Consider the following 17016-nt stretch of genomic DNA (forward strand, 5'->3'; position numbering starts at 1 on the left):
GCATGGCGCGGGAGGGCAAACTGCCGGTCTCCCTCTCTCGCCTCTCGGCCCGGGGCGCTCCCCTGCATGCCCTTGCCTGGGTGCTCGCCATCTGTTTCGTCTCCATCACCCTGATCCTCTGGCTGCGTCTGCCCCTCGATGCGCTGATCCGCTACGCCAACGGCAACTTCGTGCTGGTCTATCTGCTCTGCATGGCGGCCGGCTGGCGCTTGTTGTCGGGGACCGGCAAGGGGCTGGCGGGCCTCAGCGTGCTGCTCTGTGCCCTGGTGCTGCTGGCCCTCGCCACCCAGGTGCTCTATGCCGTCGTGCTGAGCTTGGGGTATGGCGGCTTCTCCCTGTGGCGGCGCAGACGCCGCCGCTCGGCGTCCGATGAGGGTGTCTGCGCCATCAAGTAACTCCCGAAAAAAAGCCCCGCAGTGCGGCAATGCTGTTCAGATAAGCACTTTTTTGACTGATTATTCATAAATTGGATTTGAGTTGAGGGGGCAAGGCTGTGTCCAGTCGATCTTCCTCCAGCCTTTATCCAGCGGGGCTTGCAATAGAAAGAGGGAGGCATCATGCCTCCCTCGATTTTTTGTCCTGATACTACGTGGACTGGAACTCAAATTCTCTTAAGTGAACAGCATTGGGAATATATCCCGCTTTTTTCATGTCATCGTGATCCGGCGTTAGTCGCAGGCAACCTGCATCACCTTGATGGCCAGGCCACCGCGGGAGGTCTCGCGGTACTTGGAGTCCATGTCCTTGCCGGTGATGTACATGGTCTCGATCACCTTGTCCAGCGACACGCGCGGCTTGGAGGTGCGACGCAGGGCCATGCGGGAGGCGTTGACCGCCTTCATGGCGGCGATGGCGTTGCGCTCGATGCAGGGTACCTGTACCTGGCCGGCCACCGGGTCGCAGGTCAGACCCAGGTTGTGTTCCATGCCGATCTCGGCGGCTTCACAGACGTGCTCGGGGCTGCCGCCCATCAGCTCGGTCAGGCCGGCGGCGGCCATGGAGCAAGAGACGCCCACTTCACCCTGGCAGCCCACTTCGGCCCCGGAGATGGACGCGTTCATCTTGTAGAGCATGCCGACGGCGGCAGCGGCCAGATAAAAGCGGGTGTACTCGTCGCGGCCCACCGGCTGGATGAATTTGTCGTAGTAGGCCAGCACCGCCGGGATGATGCCGGCGGCGCCGTTGGTCGGTGCGGTGACGACGCGGCCACCGGCGGCGTTCTCTTCACTCACCGCCAGGGCGAACATGTTGACCCAGTCCACGATGTTCATGGGATCATTGGAGAGGTTCTCGTTGGTGGTCAGCTGGCGGTAGAGCGGCGCGGCGCGGCGCGGTACGCGCAGCGGGCCGGAGAGGACGCCCTCGGTGCGGCAGCCGCGCTCGATCCCTTCCCGCATGGTGGTCCAGATCTTGCCAAGCTTCTTGTAGATCTCTTCCGGGGTGTTGAAGCACTTCTCGTTTTCCATCATCAGGGCGGAGATGGAGAGACCGCTCTGGCTGCAGTGGGCGATGAGCTCGGCGGCACTCTTGAAGGGATAGCTGACGGACATGTCGCCGCTGTCACCCTTGCCAAAGTTCTCTTCGTCGACGATGAAGCCACCGCCGATGGAGTAGTAGGTCTTGCTGTAGACGGCGTCATCTTCGATGAAGGCAGTCAGCCTCATGCCGTTTTCGTGCAGGGGCAGGGCCTCGTCATGGAAGATCATGGCGCCCTTGGGGAAGCTGACGGTGTGGCAGTGCAGGCCGATGGGCAGACGACCGGTCTGCTCCACGCGGGAGATGAATTCGGGGATGGCGTCGATGTCGACGTTCTCCGGCAGGTTGCCCGCCAGACCCATGATGATGGCGGTATCCGTGTGGTGGCCTTTGCCGGTCCAGGAGAGTGAGCCATAGACATCGACCTGGATCCGGGTGATGTCACGGATCTTGCCGCCAGCACGCAGTTCATCCACGAACTGTTTGGCTGCCTTCATGGGGCCGACAGTGTGGGAAGAGGAGGGGCCAACACCGATTTTGAAGATATCAAAAACGCTGATCATGTAACAATTACCTCAGGGTAGAAGGGGGCGCCATGCCCACTCGCAGAAAAGGGATCCATGGGACGGGTCTGTCGTCACAAAGGCCAGGGAACCGGATAACCACAGTGTAACGGTTCAATGCCTAAAAAAAGTTGAAACAGATCTATTTTTGTTGAATTCGTGGCGCGAGTATAAAATTTATTTTGATGGTTATCCATTTTGTTAAGCGCCAGACAAACGTTTTGCAAAAAAATACCCGGCGATGCCGGGTATTCGAGTGCCATATGCGGCTTTATCACAGAGGCTTAACACTCGGTGATGTTGACGGCAAGGCCGCCCCGGGCGGTCTCCTTGTACTTGGTCTTCATGTCGTTGCCGGTTTCCCACATGGTTCTGATCACCTTGTCCAGCGACACCTTGTGCTCGCCGGTACCGCGCAGGGCGAGGCGGGCGGCATTGATCGCCTTGACTGCGCCCATGGCGTTGCGCTCGATGCAGGGCACCTGCACCAGACCACCGACGGGATCGCAGGTCAGCCCGAGATTGTGCTCCATGCCGATTTCGGCGGCGTTCTCGACGATGGCGGGGCTGGCGCCCAGCAGCTCGGCCAGGGCACCAGCGGCCATGGAGCAGGCCACGCCGACCTCGCCCTGACAGCCGACCTCGGCCCCCGAGAGGGAGGCATTCTTCTTGTAGAGGATGCCGATGGCGGCGGCAGTGAGGAAGTACTGCATCAGCAGCTCGTCATCCACCTTGCGCACGAAGCGATCGTAATAGTGCAACACCGCGGGGATGATGCCGGCGGCACCGTTGGTCGGCGCCGTCACCACGCGGCCCCCGGCGGCGTTCTCCTCGTTGACGGCCAGCGCAAAGAGATCCACCCACTCCATCACCATCAGCGGATCCTTGTTGAAATTGGTCTCGCCACAGAGCTGGCGATAGAGGGCGGGAGCCCGGCGCTTGACCTTGAGACCGCCTGGCAGCACCCCCTCGCTCTTGCAGCCACGCTCGACACAGCCCTGCATGGCCTGCCAGATCTTGCGAAGCCCGGCCTTGATCTCCGCTTCCGAGCGAAACACCTTCTCGTTGGCCAGCATCAGCCCCGAGATGGAGAGGCCGCTCTCCTGGCACTGGGCCAGCAGTTCGGCGCCGCTCTCGAAGGGATAGGGGATGGGGTGGGCGGCATCGAAGCGGGCCGCCTCTTCCCGGGCGTTGGCGAAGTGACTCTCCTCGATGATGAAACCGCCCCCGATGGAGTAGTAGGTCTGCTCGAACACAAGGGTGTCACCCTCATAGGCGCGTAATGTCATGCCGTTGGAGTGGGCGGGAAGGGTCTTGCGCCGGTTGAAGAGGATGGCGCCGATGCGGGGAAATTCGCTGGGTTGCTCGCCGCCCAGGCAGAGGGTCTGGGTCTGCTCTACCTGGGCGAGGAAGGCGGGAATGGCCTCGATGTCCACGGATTCGGGTTCAAATCCGGCCAGTCCCAGGATGATGGCCTTGCCGGTGCCGTGCCCCTTGCCGGTCTGGCCCAGTGAGCCGTAGCACTCGACAACGACGCGTCTGGTACGGGAGAGGAGTGCGTTCGCTTTGAGGGTCTGGATGAAGGCGCAGGCGGCCCGCATCGGTCCCACGGTATGGGAGGAGGAGGGGCCTATCCCGATGGAAAACATGTCGAAGACACTGATCATGACGTACTCCAATTATGGATTTCGTCTAAACATTGTAAATTTTTTGTAGTCGTTGAAAAGGGGGGAGATAGCGGGGTGTGATGGCGGTAGGGAAATGGGCGTGGGAGAGGCGCGCCATGGGGGAGCCGCTCGGCATCCCATGGCGCCCGTGATACATCAGTCGAGGAACTCGCACAGATAGGCGGAGGCGATCTTCACTTCCAGCTTGAAGGAGGAGTGACCGGCCACATCGAAGGATTCCCCCTGCTGGTAGGTGTGCCACTCATCTTCGTCGGCCAGCTGGATGGTGAGGGCGCCCTTGATCACCGTCATGCGCTCCGGGGCGGCGGTATTGAACAGGTACTCGCCCGCTTCCATCACACCAACGGTAGCTTTCTCACCTTTTTGCTCGAAACCGATGGATTTAACATTTCCGTCAAAATACTCGTTAACTTTCAGCATCTTTTCTTCCCTGTATGCACGTTTGCAGAGCCAACGTAGCACACTGTTTTGGATGTTGTCATGGTAAAAGGAGCAAAAACAGCCGTGTCTCTTTTGAGGCTTTACTTTCTCATAAAGTTATCAATGCATTTCGTTAACGGGTTCTGATGTAAAACGGGGTGCAAATATGAGATAAAGCGCACCGCCAGAGCAATGGAGAGGATTTGACGCTCTGGGTGGTCATTTACGCTGTAAAAGTGTGAGTAATTGCTAAATAAAGGAACATTCTGTGTTAACAAAAGGATTAATCAAAAACATCGGCTTCCAGGTAGTGGTGGCCATGGTGCTGGGCGCGCTGGTCGGGGCGCTCATGGGAGAGCAAGCCACAGTGTTTGCGCCGCTTGGCACCCTGTTTATCCAGCTGATCAAGATGCTGGTGATTCCGCTGGTGGCGGTGGCCATCCTGTCCGGGGCCGCCAACCTGGGGGCCAGCCCCGCTGCTGGCAAGATTGGCGTCACCACGCTCGCCTTCTTCCTCGGCACCTCCGCACTGGCGGTGTTCCTGGCGCTGGTGATGGGTCAGGTGTTCAAACCTGGTGTGGGCGTTGACTTTGGCGCCACTGCGGCCATGTTCTCCGGCGACTACGCCGACAAGGGTGCACTGCCCGATGCGGTGGCCACCCTGCTTGGCATGATCCCGACCAACGTGTTCAGCGCCTTGAACGAGGCCAACATCCTGCAGATCCTGGTGTTCTGCATGTTCCTCGGCATCGCCCTGGCCAAGCAGCCCCGTGAGCGCGCCAAGCCGCTGGTAGACGGGCTCAACACCCTGGTGGACGCTTTCGTCTGGATGATCAACAAGGTGATGTTTCGGATCCCATACAAAGGGTCTTTAATGAGTCCCATTTAGTAAACCTTTATTATCTTTGGCCGTTTTTTACCTACGAAATGTAGTTTGATAAATAGACGTTTACCTTCGGATAACGGTTTTCCAGTAGAGAAATAGCTTTCGTCAGTAAAATGAAGAGTCATGCTGTCATAAGCTTCTATCTTTCTACCTGCCGACAAGTCTTGTGACATAGATATCGTGTCTGCTTTCTTAAAGGGCCAAATGCCTTGATGCCACTCTAAAACCCAATGCTCAATTGTGATCGGCCTGTTATTCAGATTTCTTATGTAGATTTCATTCCCTTCAGTTATTGAGCTGGTCAGATTGTAAGACGTCTCAACCCTAAAGTGATTTTGACGAACCTCCCAGATTTTTAAGCAAGCCAAACCCGTTGATATAAGTGCTCCCCATACAGCAAGAATGGCGGTAAGTAAGTCCATTTAAGTTCCTTTACAAGGTTGTCTATTGGCCATGCTAACATCAATTTTTCATATTCATCAATGAGTTAGTTTGTAGTAGAAAATAACAAGCATTGTGATGCTGATCGCCCCCATCGGCGTCTTCGGCCTGATGGCCGACGCCATCGGCACCTACGGCTTCGACGTGCTGACCCTGGTGCTCAAGCTGTTCGTCGTCTATGTCGCCGCCATCCTCATCTTCGGCTTCGTGGTCTATCCGCTGCTGATCGCGTTCTTCTCCAACACGCCGGTACGCAAGTACTTCTCCGCGATGAAGAAACCGCAGATCGTGGCCTTCTCCACCGCCTCTTCCATGGCGACCCTGCCGGTCAACATGGAGACCTGCGAGCGCGATCTGAAGGTGACCAACGCCACCGCTTCCTTCGTGCTGCCGCTGGGTGCCACCATCAACATGAGCGGCAATGCCATCTATTACGGCCTGGTCGCCATCTTCTTCGCCCAGGTCTACAACATCGATCTTTCCATGGGTGCCTGGGCGGCGATCATCGTCACCTCCACCCTGGGTGCCATCGGTCAGGCCGGTGTACCGGGCCCGAGCTTCCTGGTGGTTGCCGTGCTGCTGGCGGCCGGGATTCCCATCGAGGGTCTGCCGCTGCTGTTCGCGCTGGATCGTCTGTTCGACATGATCCGCACCGCGCTGAACATCACCGGCGATGCGGCCTGTGCCATCATCGTCGATCGCTACAGCCCGGATTACGATCCGAACCGCTGGAGCAAGGAGGCCTGATATCGGGTCGTCCACCGTGCATGACAAGAGGGAGGCTTCAAGCCTCCCTCTTTCATTTGTGTCTATTTGCTGGCGGTGATCCCCGTTTGCCTCACCCGTCTGCGTGACTCAGGGGGAGAGGTGTGCCAGGGCCTGGCGGCAGCGCTGTTCGGCCGCCTCCAGCTCCAGCAGGACCATCTGGATATCTTCCAGCTGTTGCTGCAGGGTCTCCCGCTTGTCGGCCACCAGCCCCAGCATGGTCTGCAACTGGGAGCGGCTGCTCTTGTCCGCATCGTAGAGATCGAACAGCTCCCGGATCTCTGCGAGGCTGAAGCCCAGACGCTTGCCACGCAGGGTCAGCTTGAGCCGCACCCTGTCCTGACGGCTGTAGATCCTGTGCTGTCCCTGGCGGGTGGGGTTGAGCAGGCCCTGATCCTCGTAGAAGCGGATGCTGCGGGTGGTCACATCGAACTCGCGAGCCAGTTCGCTGATGCTGAAGGTGCGGGTGTCGTCCCTGGATTTGGTCATGGGGCTGTCTTGGCTGCCATCTGGTTGTCAATGCAGGCTGGCACCTTACCCAAACGTCAACTTCCCCGCAAGTCTTGTTCCCGTCGCGGCCGCGACATATGTTATCCCGATGTAACAAGGAGAGTGCTATCGATGGATATCGTGATTGTGGCGGCCAAACGTACCCCCATGGGGGCCTTCCAGGGGGCCCTGAGCGGGCTCGGTGCCCCCGAGCTTGGCGCTTGCGCCATCCGCGCCGCGCTGGCGCAGGCCGGGATGACGGGGGAGCAGGTCAATGAGGTCTATATGGGGAACGTGTTGAGCGCAGGGGTCGGCCAGGCGCCAGCCCGTCAGGCGGCGCTCAAGGGGGGGCTGCCGGACAGCGTGCCCTGCACCACCATCAACAAGGTGTGCGGCTCCGGCATGAAGGCGGTGATGCTGGCGGCGGACAGCCTGCGCCTGGGGGAGGCCGAGGTCGTGGTGGCGGGGGGCATGGAGAGCATGAGCCGCGCACCCTATCTGCTGGACAAGGCGCGCAGCGGTTTTCGCATGGGGCACCAGAGCGTGCTCGATCACATGTTCCTGGACGGCTTGCAGGATGCCTACGAAGGCTATCTGATGGGTCATTACGCCCAGTTGAGTGCCGATCGCAGCGGACTGACCCGGGCCGACATGGATGCCTTTGCCATCGCCTCCCTGGAGCGGGCGTTGACGGCGCAGCGCAGCGGTGCCTTTGCCGCGGAACTGGCTCCCGTCATGACCGCTGACCACACCCTGCTGCTGGCCGAGGATGAGCAACCGGGCAAGGCCAGGCCCGACAAGATCCCCGGCTTCAAGCCGGCCTTCAGCAAGCACGGTACCATCACGGCGGCCAATGCCAGCTCCATCTCGGACGGGGCGGCAGTCCTGGTAGTGATGCGGGGCGAGAGCGCTGCCCGGCTCGGATTGCCGGTGCTGGCCAGGGTAGTGGGTTACCAGAGTCACGCCGCCTTGCCGGCGGAGTTTACCAGTGCCCCCGTCGGCGCCATCGACAAGTTGCTGGCCCGGGTGGGCTGGTCGGTGGAGGAGGTGGACCTGTTCGAGGTGAACGAGGCATTCGCCATGGTGAGCATGCTGGCGATGGCCGGGTGCGGCATTCCCCATCACAAGTTGAACGTGAACGGCGGGGCCTGTGCGCTGGGGCACCCTCTTGGCGCCAGTGGCGCCCGCATCCTGGTGACCCTGATCCATGCCCTGCGTGCCCGCGGGCTCAGGCGAGGGGTGGCGAGCCTGTGCATCGGGGGAGGGGAGGCAACGGCCATCGCCATCGAGGCAGGCTGAATGCGTGGGTGAGATTGCTGCGGGTTGATGACATGACAACGTCCCTTCAAGAGGGACGTTGTCATGTCTGGCGGGAGTGGACCGGTTACTCTTCCATGGCCTGAAGCTGCTGGTTGACCCAGGCGGTGGCGCTCAGATAGAGGTGGCTGACCTTCTCTTCGTTGAGGCCGAGCCGGACGGTGTTGGCGGCGACCCGCTGCCAGTCGGCTTTCTCGAAATCTTCACAGAACGCCAGGTAGAACCCGAGCTTGCCCTTGCGGGTGAGCAGGGCGGCACGAATGTCGTCGGTCAGGGGAATGGAGCCGAGCAGCTGATCCAGCGGTTCTCCCATGAGCACGTCCAGCAGGGAGAAGAGGCCGGTGACAAAGGCTTGCTGTGCCTGCTCTGCGGGCGCATGGGTCTGGGCCAGCAGTTCGCAGAACCGGGCTCGGATGAGGGACATCTGATGGAGCTCGGCGCTCTTTTCACTCCCCGCACTGGTGGCGGCGATCAGGGCGACGAAGCGCTTGAGCTGGGCGTGCCCCAGGGAACTTGCGGCCTGGCGAAACGAGGCGATGGGTTGGGGGAAGCGCTTGAGGTGGTTGATGTAGCGCAACAGCTTGAGGGAGAGGGTGAGATCCTGGTTGAGCAGTTGCCCAATCTTGTCCAGATCCGGTTCGGTCTGATTGACCACCTCGAGCAGCTGCATCACCACCAGCTGGGCCGGCGGTATGGTGGGCTGTTGCACCATCTGGGGGCGGCTGAAGAAAAATCCCTGGAACAGGGTGACGCCGAGCTGCTTCATCCGCTCGAACTCGGCCTGATCCTCGACTTTCTCGGCCAGATAGGTGAGGGGCAGGTGGCGATGATTCGCCATGAAGTGCTCGATGCAGGGTTGCGGCGTGCTGCGCAGGTCGAACTTGATGATATGGATGTAGGGGAGGAACCTGTCCCAGTCTGAGACCATGGTGAAGTCATCCAGCGCTAACCGATAGCCCAGCCCATAGAGCTGGATCACTTTCTCCAGCAGCGCATCGTCGGGCTCGGCATCCTCCAGGATCTCGATCACCACCTTGTCACGGGGGAGGCATTCGGCCAATCCGTCCAGCAACAGGGAGTGGGGGAAATTGATGTAGCAGGGGTGATCCCCGATGAGCTGATCGATGTTCTGCTGCAAGAACTGCTCGGCAACCAGCCTGGAAGTGGCCTGCTGTGCGGAGACGGAGGGAAATACATTGTCCAGGCTGTCGCGAAACAGCAGCTCATAGGCTTGGGTGTTCAACTCCCGATCCAGAATGGGCTGCCTTGCTACATAGGAATACATGCATCTCTCCACCATGGTTACAGGCTTGATTCTATGGTGAAGCGGATCACTATGCCAGTGCCGACCGGTCGGGAAGGTCAACAACTGGCATACTATTTGTCAGGAAACCCGGGGTGTCAGAACAGGTAGTTGAGCTGCAGGCCGGCGAGCCAAGCATCCCCTTCCGAGGTGCCATTGAAGGTGGAGGTGGTCTGGGGGATGCCGGGCCTGAGCTGCATGGTTTCGCTCACGTCCACCTTCTTTCCGTCGATCAGAGTCAGCCCCAGATCCAGCGAGAGGTGGCGGTCAATCTGATAGCCCACGCCGGCGCTGTACCAGACCCGATCCGAGTCGGGGATGGAGATGGTGCGGCGATCCGCCGGGACCGGGCTGCGGTCGTAGGCGATACCGGAGCGCAATTGCCACTGGGGGGCCAGCTGGTAGGTCATCCCCAGGGCATAGCGCCAACTGTCTTCCCAGTGCTCCTCCTTGATATGCATGGTGCCGTGGTGGTCGAGCTCGGATTCGAGCTGCACGAATTTGCTCCAGTTGGTCCAGTTGATGCTCGAATGCAGCGCCAGGGCCGGGGTGAGTTGATGGAACAGAGCCAGCTCGGCGGTGGCGGGCAAGGGCAGATCCAGGCTGCCAGTATCGGTGAAGGGCTGGCCCTTCTGATCGATGCCGATGGCGTCACCGGAGAGGGTCAGGGTGATGTCGTGGCGATAGGAGAGACCGATGCGGGTTGCCTGCGACAACTCAAGCAGGGTGCCCAGGTTCCAGCCCATGGCCCAGCCATCCCCCTTCAGGTGCTTGGCTATCTGGTTGTTGGAGGGGAAAGTGCCGCCCACTTCCCCTTCCCCCTGAATGGCGGAGAGACCGGCCCCGACGGACCAGACGCGGTTGATGCGATAGGCCAGGGAGGCCCCCAGATCCACTGTCTTGATGTCGGAGACGTTGCCGAAGTGACCGGCGTTGTAGTTGTCCGGCATCTTGACCCCGAGTCCGTAATAGGAGGCGGCGGCAAGCCCGAGGCGCCATTGCTTGTTGAGGGGCACGATGAGATAGGCGTTGGGCACCCAGGCGTCACCCGCAATGTCGTGGGCTCCGGCATCCAGACTGACCGGCCCCTTGGGGGTCGGCACCCGGGTGGTGCCCTCGATGTTGACGTCGGGGTGCACATAGATGAAGCCACCGGAGAAGGCCAGGGTATCGAAACGGGTCATGGCGGCGGCGTTGCGGGAGAGCACGCTGGCATTGTCGGCGATGGCGGCTTCGCCGGCGAAGGCGCGGCCCATGCCGGTGGCGGATTGCTCGGCCAGCTGAAAACCTGCCGCCTGGGCCTGGCTCGACAGCACCAGCAGGGCGATGAGAGACGGCTTCATGATGGAGTGCATTGCATTATCCTTGAAAATGAACCTGGAGTTCGAACGTTCTTATGGTTGGAGGCAGGATTTTATATGGTATGACCAGTAAGGCAACGGGCGTGGGGGTGAGCGGATGAAAACGGGATTAAATGCTGGGGGATGTGCTGCTAATAGCTTGATAAAAAAAGAAAAGCGTACAGTTGTTTACTACAGGTGTACGCTGAAACAGGAATTCGGAATAAAAAAAGAGCGCCCGCAGGCGCTCTGGTCAATTTGCTGATTATCAGAATTTCATGTTGAACTGAGCGGAAGCGAGGAAGGCGTTGCCGTGGGAGGTGCCTTTCCAGCGCAGTCCGTCATCATGGCTACGCAGTCCTTCGTTTACGTCTACTTCTTTGCCGTCCAGATAGGCCATGCCGAAGTCGACGCTCATGTCCTTGTCGATGTGGTAGGTGGCGCCGGCGCTATACCATACGCGGTCGGAATCCGGAATGCTCAGGCTGCGATATTCCGGCTCGATCGGGGTGTTGTCGTAGGCAAAGCCGATACGGGCTTCCCAGGACGGGTTGACGTACCAGGTACCGCCCAGAGAGTAACGGGTGGAGTCCTTGAACTTTTCCGGTTTATTGAGGCATACACCTGGTTGGCCAGGCATATTACATCCTGAACTTGTTGCTTTCAGCTCCTGAAAGGCGCTCCAGTCGGTCCAGTTGACGGAATAGTGCACGGCAAACTGCTGGTTCAGACGGTGATAGCCGGCGAATTCGGCCTGGGCTGGCAGATCCAGTTTCAGGTTGCCATCGACGACGCGGTTGCCGGAGGTGGCACCCTGGAAGTCGCCGTCAAAGCTCAAGTCGACCTGGGAGCGGTAGGTCAGGGCGAGGCGGTTGTTTTCGTTTATCTCGTACAGGGTGCCGACGTTCCAGCCAAAGCCCCAGGTGTCGCCCTTCAGGTGAGCCAGACGGGTATCGGAGTTGGCACCCGGAATGGCAGCGGAGAGCGCACCGGCATAACGGTTCAGCTCGGCGGCGGCGTAGACGGCATTGATGCCGGCACCGACGCTGAAGCTGGAGTTGATGCGATAGGCGATGTTGGGGTTGATGTTGAAGGTCAGCAGCTCGGTGTCACCGGCGCCGGCACCGGCCGCGAAGGTCTTGGAATATTCGGTGGAGAGGCCGTAGTTGGAGAAGAGGCCGATCCCCCAGGCCCACTGATCGTTCAGGGGCTGGATGAAGTAGGTGGCCGGCACGAAGGCATCGGGGGCGATGTCGCTCTCGCTGGACGGAGCCAGCTTGGTTGGGCCGGCATAGATGTCGCCAGCCACGTCCACGTCGGGCTTGATATAGGTGCCGGATACAGACAGTGCCATCTTGTCGAAGGTGATCATGGCCGCCGGGTTGCGGGACAGCACGGCCGCGTTGTCGGCGATGGCTGCTTCACCTGCGTAGGCGCGCCCCAGACCGGAGGCCGAGTGCTCGTTCAGCTGGAACGCGGCGGCGAAGGTCTGGGTGCTGGCCAGGGTCACGGCCGCAGCGATCAGGCTTTTCTTGAAAAAGGCAGTTGTCATAGTGTTCTCTCTTTGTAAGCAGATTTTCTGTCGACATCGCGGCTCTTTGGCGGCTATTGACGACATGATCTGTTGTTATGTCAGCTTCTTCCCATTCATTGCTGGCGTGATTCTATGGATCTGGTAGGAGGTAAGAAATCAGACCAGTGACAGCAGAATACATAAAAGTTTCCATTGTGTTAATCATTTGTTTTAACTTGCCGTTTTATTAGGCTGATTTATCTATTATTGGATAAATAAAGCACAAATGGTGCCATTTGCGTCATTTAAAATAAATGGTAGAAATGTGACTTCGCGCAGGCAATAGGCGGGAACATGCGGGGATGTGGGGATGAACAGGCAGACAATGAGGATGTCTGCCTGTGATGTGGCTGAGGCGGAGGACGAGTCAGCCTGGGTCAAGGTCTGTTAAATGGACCAGTGCAGACGTGACTCAAGCTGGCGGGCAACCGGGGCGAGGGGCTCCTGCATGTCTCCGATGAGCACCATGTTGGCCCCCTTGAGCGGCAGTATCTCCCCCTTGAGGGTCCCGTCTGCAAAATCGGACTGGATCGTCAATGGCAGGTGCTTGGGGACGAGGAACAGGGTGACCGGTCCCATCTTGCCCTGCAGCACCATGTGCAGGGCCGGTCCCTGGTAGAAGGCGCAGTGGTTGACATAGGTTACCTTCATGCCCGGCATCTCGCTCAGGGTGGCGCCATATTTCTCCATTTTCGCGTTGATGGTGTGCAGGCTGACCCGCTCATCCACCGCATGAATGAAGGGCTCTTCCCCATAAACGTGGGACATGGCGACCTGAGCCAGCGACAGGGTGTCCGGTGCCACAGGCCAGCTGATCCAGCGGGTGCTCATGCCGAGCAGGAAGGCGACCGAGGCCGCGATGGCCAGAGCGCGCCATTGCGTGCGTGCAGGAGTGACGGGCAGCGGGACCACCTGCTCCTCTTCGGCTGCCATCGCCTGCCTGAGCAGGATCCGCTCCGCAAGACCGGCCGGTACGTCCACTTCCAGAGTGCTGCGCACCTGGCGCTCGAGCTGCTGCATCTCGTCCAGATGCTTGCGATTGGCCGGTGACGCCTCGGCGGCTTTCAAGAAGGCGGGATCCCTGTCCGAGGGGTGAGTGATGGCCCGGCGGCGAAATTCAAGCTCATCCATTGGTGTGTCCTCTCTGTTGTTTCGCAGACTCCATGGCCTCTTTTATCTGGTTGCGGGCGCGAAACAGCCTTGTCATGACGGTGTTCTTGTTCAGGCCGAGTTGCTCGGCGATCTCCTCCCCGCTGAATCCCCCCAGAACCTGCAGCAGCAGCGGCTCCTGATACTCGGCAGGCAGGCGGGCGATGTGGCGCCTGAGCCATTCGTGCTCCATCTCCTGCTCGCTTGGCAGGACACCCTGATCCCGCAGGGGGTGCTCGTCGAGGTTGACGAGATCGAACTGCTTTCGCTCAAAGCGGCGGGCATTCTCCCGCCGCAATATGGTGATGAGCCACGCCTTGGCAGCCTTGTCGTCCAGCAGGGTATCTATCGCCTTCCAGGCGCGCAGGAAAGTCTCCTGCACCAGATCCTCGGCGATTTGCGGATCCCGGCACAGCCAGTAGGCGTAGCGGTAGATGTCCCCGTGCAGGGCGTGCACCAGGGCTTCGTACTTGGTTTGTTTGTCTGCCATCTCCCCATAGACCGGAGAAGCGCAGGGATCCTTTCCCGTGTCGGCCCTTTTTCTTCTGAAAAAACCTAACGCCATAAAGGGGTGTCCTGTTTCATGAGGGGCGCATCATGCACGCATCCACGCCAGTATTCGAAGACCATAGGCTATCGCAAAGCTCTCCCAGGTGCACAACTCCCTGGCGAGCGCCTGTCTGGGCAGGTGTTCGCCAGGGACTCGCTTGGGGGAAAAACAGGCCCGATCCAGGTCGTCCAGCAGCGCCCCCATGGCGGGGTCGCGGTGACAGGGCAGCCTGGCCAGATGAAGACAGGGGGCGTCCCAGCGCAGGACGGCCCAGGTCAGCAGGGTTTCCCTGGCCTCGTCAGGAGAGCCCGTGGCGAGGGCCCGTTGCAGGCGATAGAAGGCGCGCCAGCGCGGCCAGCGGCGCATGAATGCCCGCAGCAGGATGGCCAGGAGCACCCAATAGAGATACTGGACCCCTGGTGCGGGGGAGGCGGGAGTGGCGCTCTCCCTTGCCGTGAACACCAGAGAATGTGCGGGCAGGCGCGCCTCCTCGATGCGACCGCTCTGGGTGTTGAACCAGCGCAGGGTCTGGGGGGGCAGCACATAGCGCCCCGCCTCGTCGGCGGTCAGGGCCTGGCGCCACTGGCGCTCGAAGCGAAGCGCCCCCTCGGCCACGAATCGCTCCTGTTGCTGCTCGCCGTCCGGCTTCATGGAGAGGCCGGCGGGCAGGGGCGGGGCCGGCAAGAGGGGCAGGCGGTTGCCATCCCCCCCTTCCATTACCAGGGTGAGGGTGCGGATCACCGGCTCACCCACCCTGGCCTGCGCCGGGCTGAACTGCTGGCGCAGCACCAGGCTGCTCGCCACCGGCTCCAGGGGGGCCTTGTCCACCTTGATGAAGAGGGTCGCCGCCCTGGCGGACAGCGGATCCCCCGCGTTGCCCGGCGCGGTCGCACCGGCCGCGTTCTGGTGCGGCAACCGCCCCTGAAAGCGGGGGGATTCGACGGGATGGAGTCCGGGCCCTTTGGCCTGCAGCAGCCATTTTCGCGTGAGACGCCCGGGCAGGCCGGGGCTGGCGGGAGAGTCCCAGCGATCCTCGCCGAGGCGGCGAATGGTAAAGGCCGGGGTGATGGGCTCACCGAGGTTGGGAGCCTCCAAGTTGGCAGGCAGCCAGAGGGTCAGCTCATAGATGAAGGGCTGGCCGGGGTAGAGATTCCCCTCATGGAGCACCCGGGCCTGCAGCTCGACCGGAGAGAATACCGGACCTTGTGCCGGCATCAGGGTGCCGTCCAGGGAACGTGTCGGTACCGCCAGGGAGGGGGTGAGATCGGCGCCAAGGGGCAGGGAGGGCACCTGGCGCGGGCTGGTATCGAGCAGGTGCAAGGGGATCTGCCAGCGGGTCAGGCTGCGGCTCTGGGCACTGACCCGCTGGATACTGACCCGCCCGACCGCAAACTGGCGCAGCAGCGGTTGCAGGTTGAGATCCTCATCGCGGTGCAGCCCGTCGGCCTCGATGACGAGCAGCCAGTCGCGCTCGCTCGCCCCCGGCAACAGTTCGGCCTCGACAGGAGCGGCCTGCACCCGCATGGCGCACAGGGCGAGCAGAAGCCAGCAGCCGATCCGGGGGGAGAGCAAGCGCAGCACGAGGATCACCAGGGCTCCTCCACCTTGATCAGGGGGCGGCGCAGGGCCTCCTTGCGAAGGCGCTGCTCCAGCAGCAGCACGGGGGGCGCCGGGGGGCGAGGAGCCTCTGAGGCGCGGGCTGGGTCGGGAGTGTCGGCCTGCTCCGGGGCATTTGCCGAGGGCGTTGTCTGCGGCGGGTTGGCCCGTAGCAGGGCCAGGTTGTGCAAGGCATCCCTGTGCCCAGGTTCAAGGCGAAGGGCGCTCAGATAGGCCTGCTCCGCGGCGGCAAGATCCCCGAGCCAGACCAGGGCATTGCCCCTGTTGTAGTGGGCAGTGGCGCTGTTTGCCCTGCCATAGGCGGCGACGGCCCTGGCGTAATCCCCGGCTCTATACCAGGCGTTGCCTTGCCAGACCGGATCCTGGAAGGCGTTGGCCGCTTCCCGATAGTGTCCCTGGCGATAAGCCTGCCAGCCTGCTTCATCTTGTCGGGAGGCCGCCTGCAGGGAAGGGGGCGCGACGCCAATGACGAGGATCACCAGCAGCCAGTGGGCGCCGATCCGTGCCAGCAGCGCCAGGGGGAGCAAGGGGATGAGCAGCCAGGGGCCGAGATCCCGGGATTGCCCCTGCGTCAGGGTCTGGCCCATGGGCAGGGGGGCAAAGCGGGGCAGGCCGGAATCAAGCCAGGCCAGCCTGCCTCCGGTACTGGCGGCAAGGGCGGTCATGGCCTCCTCTTCGGGCGCCGGCAAGGTGTGGCCGACCGGGCTGCCGAGCTGCCAGCGCTCGGCAGCCACGCCGGGCAACCGGGTCTCCTTGCCCCCGCTGGCCAGCAAGATGTCGAGCCGCGGGGCCGAGCCTGCCTTGCAGAACAGGTCGTTGAGGCAGGGCCAGAGGGCGGCGATGCGATCGCGCGCTGTCCCGGAGAGGCCGTCGGTCACGAGCAGTAGACGGGCGGACTGGCCCGGCGGGATCAGGGTGAGGGCCAGGGCCACGGCGCGCTCGGGGGCGCTGCCCTGGACAGGCATGATGGCCGGGCGCAGGTCCGGCAGCAGCAGGGCGATGGCCTGATGATCCCGGGTGGGAGGCATGGCGAGGTAGGCATCCCCGGCAAATAGAATGAGGGCGATGGGATGGGCCGCGTCCTGCCGCGCTATGTCGGCCAGCATCTCCTGCAATCCCAGCCTCACCCGGGTTGCCCGGTCCGGCGCCAGATCCTGCGCCAGCATGGAGTCGGAGAGATCCAGCAGCCAGATATCGAGGGCCGGGCTCGGCATGGGGAGACTCTGTTGGCGCAGGGCGGGGCCCGAGAGCGCCAGGATCACCGGCAGACAGGCAAGCCAGCGCCAGGGGATGGCCCGATGGCGGCTCGGCAGCAGATAGGCCTGCATGGCCGGGGAGAGCAAGCCGGGATCGCGGCGGTGGCGCCACCCCTGCCACAGCCAGGGGATCAGGGCCAGCAACCAGAGGGGGCGCAGCAAGGTCAGCTCCATGGTGCCACC

Annotated in this window: 15 protein-coding genes and 1 pseudogene; 4 read left to right on the forward strand and 12 right to left on the reverse strand. The window is 61.5% G+C overall.

The window, feature by feature from the left end; all coding sequences use genetic code 11:
- Positions 1-395 (forward strand): annotated as a pseudogene (locus C3418_RS13555) (L-methionine/branched-chain amino acid transporter); the annotation flags it as partial.
- A 273-nt stretch (positions 396-668) separates the two neighbouring features.
- Here C3418_RS13555 and C3418_RS13560 read toward each other — a convergent pair.
- The 3 genes from C3418_RS13560 to C3418_RS13575 form a co-directional block, all read right to left on the reverse strand.
- Complete coding sequence (locus C3418_RS13560; protein WP_039039104.1) at positions 669-2039, reverse strand: L-serine ammonia-lyase; 1371 nt, start codon at positions 2037-2039, stop codon at positions 669-671.
- A gap of 284 nt (positions 2040-2323) precedes the next feature.
- Positions 2324-3706, reverse strand: coding sequence for an L-serine ammonia-lyase (locus C3418_RS13570; protein WP_069651221.1), 1383 nt, complete (start codon positions 3704-3706; stop codon positions 2324-2326).
- A 156-nt stretch (positions 3707-3862) separates the two neighbouring features.
- A complete protein-coding gene (locus tag C3418_RS13575; RefSeq protein ID WP_010674653.1) occupies positions 3863-4147 on the reverse strand; it encodes a pyrimidine/purine nucleoside phosphorylase in 285 nt (94 codons plus the stop codon).
- A 268-nt stretch (positions 4148-4415) separates the two neighbouring features.
- Here C3418_RS13575 and C3418_RS13580 point away from each other — a divergent pair, with 268 nt between their 5' ends.
- Positions 4416-5036, forward strand: coding sequence for a dicarboxylate/amino acid:cation symporter (locus tag C3418_RS13580; protein ID WP_258040019.1), 621 nt, complete (start codon positions 4416-4418; stop codon positions 5034-5036).
- Here the strand turns inward: C3418_RS13580 and C3418_RS13585 are convergent.
- Positions 5033-5455, reverse strand: a complete 423-nt coding sequence (locus tag C3418_RS13585) for a hypothetical protein (protein ID WP_042014381.1) — start codon at positions 5453-5455, stop codon at positions 5033-5035. The genes C3418_RS13580 and C3418_RS13585 overlap by 4 nt on opposite strands.
- Before the next feature lie 82 nt (positions 5456-5537).
- On the opposite strand from C3418_RS13585, the gene C3418_RS13590 reads away from it, so the two are divergent.
- Positions 5538-6221, forward strand: coding sequence for a dicarboxylate/amino acid:cation symporter (locus tag C3418_RS13590; protein WP_308444222.1), 684 nt, complete (start codon positions 5538-5540; stop codon positions 6219-6221).
- A 108-nt stretch (positions 6222-6329) separates the two neighbouring features.
- Here C3418_RS13590 and C3418_RS13595 read toward each other — a convergent pair whose 3' ends face one another.
- Complete coding sequence (locus tag C3418_RS13595) at positions 6330-6728, reverse strand: MerR family DNA-binding transcriptional regulator (protein WP_010674655.1); 399 nt, start codon at positions 6726-6728, stop codon at positions 6330-6332.
- Between the two features lie 132 nt (positions 6729-6860).
- On the opposite strand from C3418_RS13595, the gene C3418_RS13600 reads away from it, so the two are divergent.
- Positions 6861-8027, forward strand: a complete 1167-nt coding sequence (locus tag C3418_RS13600; protein WP_103858713.1) for a thiolase family protein — start codon at positions 6861-6863, stop codon at positions 8025-8027.
- Positions 8028-8112: 85 nt separating this feature from the next.
- Here C3418_RS13600 and C3418_RS13605 read toward each other — a convergent pair whose 3' ends face one another.
- The 7 genes from C3418_RS13605 to C3418_RS13635 all read right to left on the reverse strand — a co-directional run bounded on the left by C3418_RS13605 (position 8113) and on the right by C3418_RS13635 (position 17007).
- On the reverse strand, positions 8113-9330 hold the full coding sequence (locus C3418_RS13605) for an EAL and HDOD domain-containing protein (protein ID WP_103858714.1): 1218 nt from the start codon (positions 9328-9330) through the stop codon (positions 8113-8115).
- A 116-nt stretch (positions 9331-9446) separates the two neighbouring features.
- A complete protein-coding gene (locus C3418_RS13610; RefSeq protein WP_069784739.1) occupies positions 9447-10703 on the reverse strand; it encodes an OmpP1/FadL family transporter in 1257 nt (418 codons plus the stop codon).
- 253 nt (positions 10704-10956) lie between these two features.
- Entirely contained in the window at positions 10957-12240 is a 1284-nt protein-coding gene (locus C3418_RS13615) for an outer membrane protein transport protein (RefSeq protein WP_069784738.1), read from the reverse strand.
- Between the two features lie 408 nt (positions 12241-12648).
- A complete protein-coding gene (locus tag C3418_RS13620) occupies positions 12649-13392 on the reverse strand; it encodes a DUF3379 domain-containing protein (RefSeq protein ID WP_041215209.1) in 744 nt (247 codons plus the stop codon).
- Positions 13385-13975 carry a sigma-70 family RNA polymerase sigma factor gene (locus C3418_RS13625; protein ID WP_082189218.1) on the reverse strand — a complete coding sequence of 197 codons (591 nt, stop codon included), beginning with the start codon at positions 13973-13975 and terminating at the stop codon, positions 13385-13387. Before C3418_RS13625 ends, C3418_RS13620 begins: the two co-directional genes overlap by 8 nt.
- Before the next feature lie 30 nt (positions 13976-14005).
- Positions 14006-15541, reverse strand: coding sequence for a BatD family protein (locus C3418_RS13630; protein WP_069784744.1), 1536 nt, complete (start codon positions 15539-15541; stop codon positions 14006-14008).
- A gap of 5 nt (positions 15542-15546) precedes the next feature.
- Positions 15547-17007 (reverse strand): tetratricopeptide repeat protein, encoded by a 1461-nt coding sequence (locus tag C3418_RS13635; RefSeq protein ID WP_069784736.1) that lies wholly within the window; start codon positions 17005-17007, stop codon positions 15547-15549.
- Between the last annotated feature and the right edge of the window lie 9 nt (positions 17008-17016).

The organism is Aeromonas sp. ASNIH8 (genome assembly GCF_002919855.1).
Classification (GTDB): Bacteria; Pseudomonadota; Gammaproteobacteria; order Enterobacterales; family Aeromonadaceae; genus Aeromonas; species Aeromonas caviae.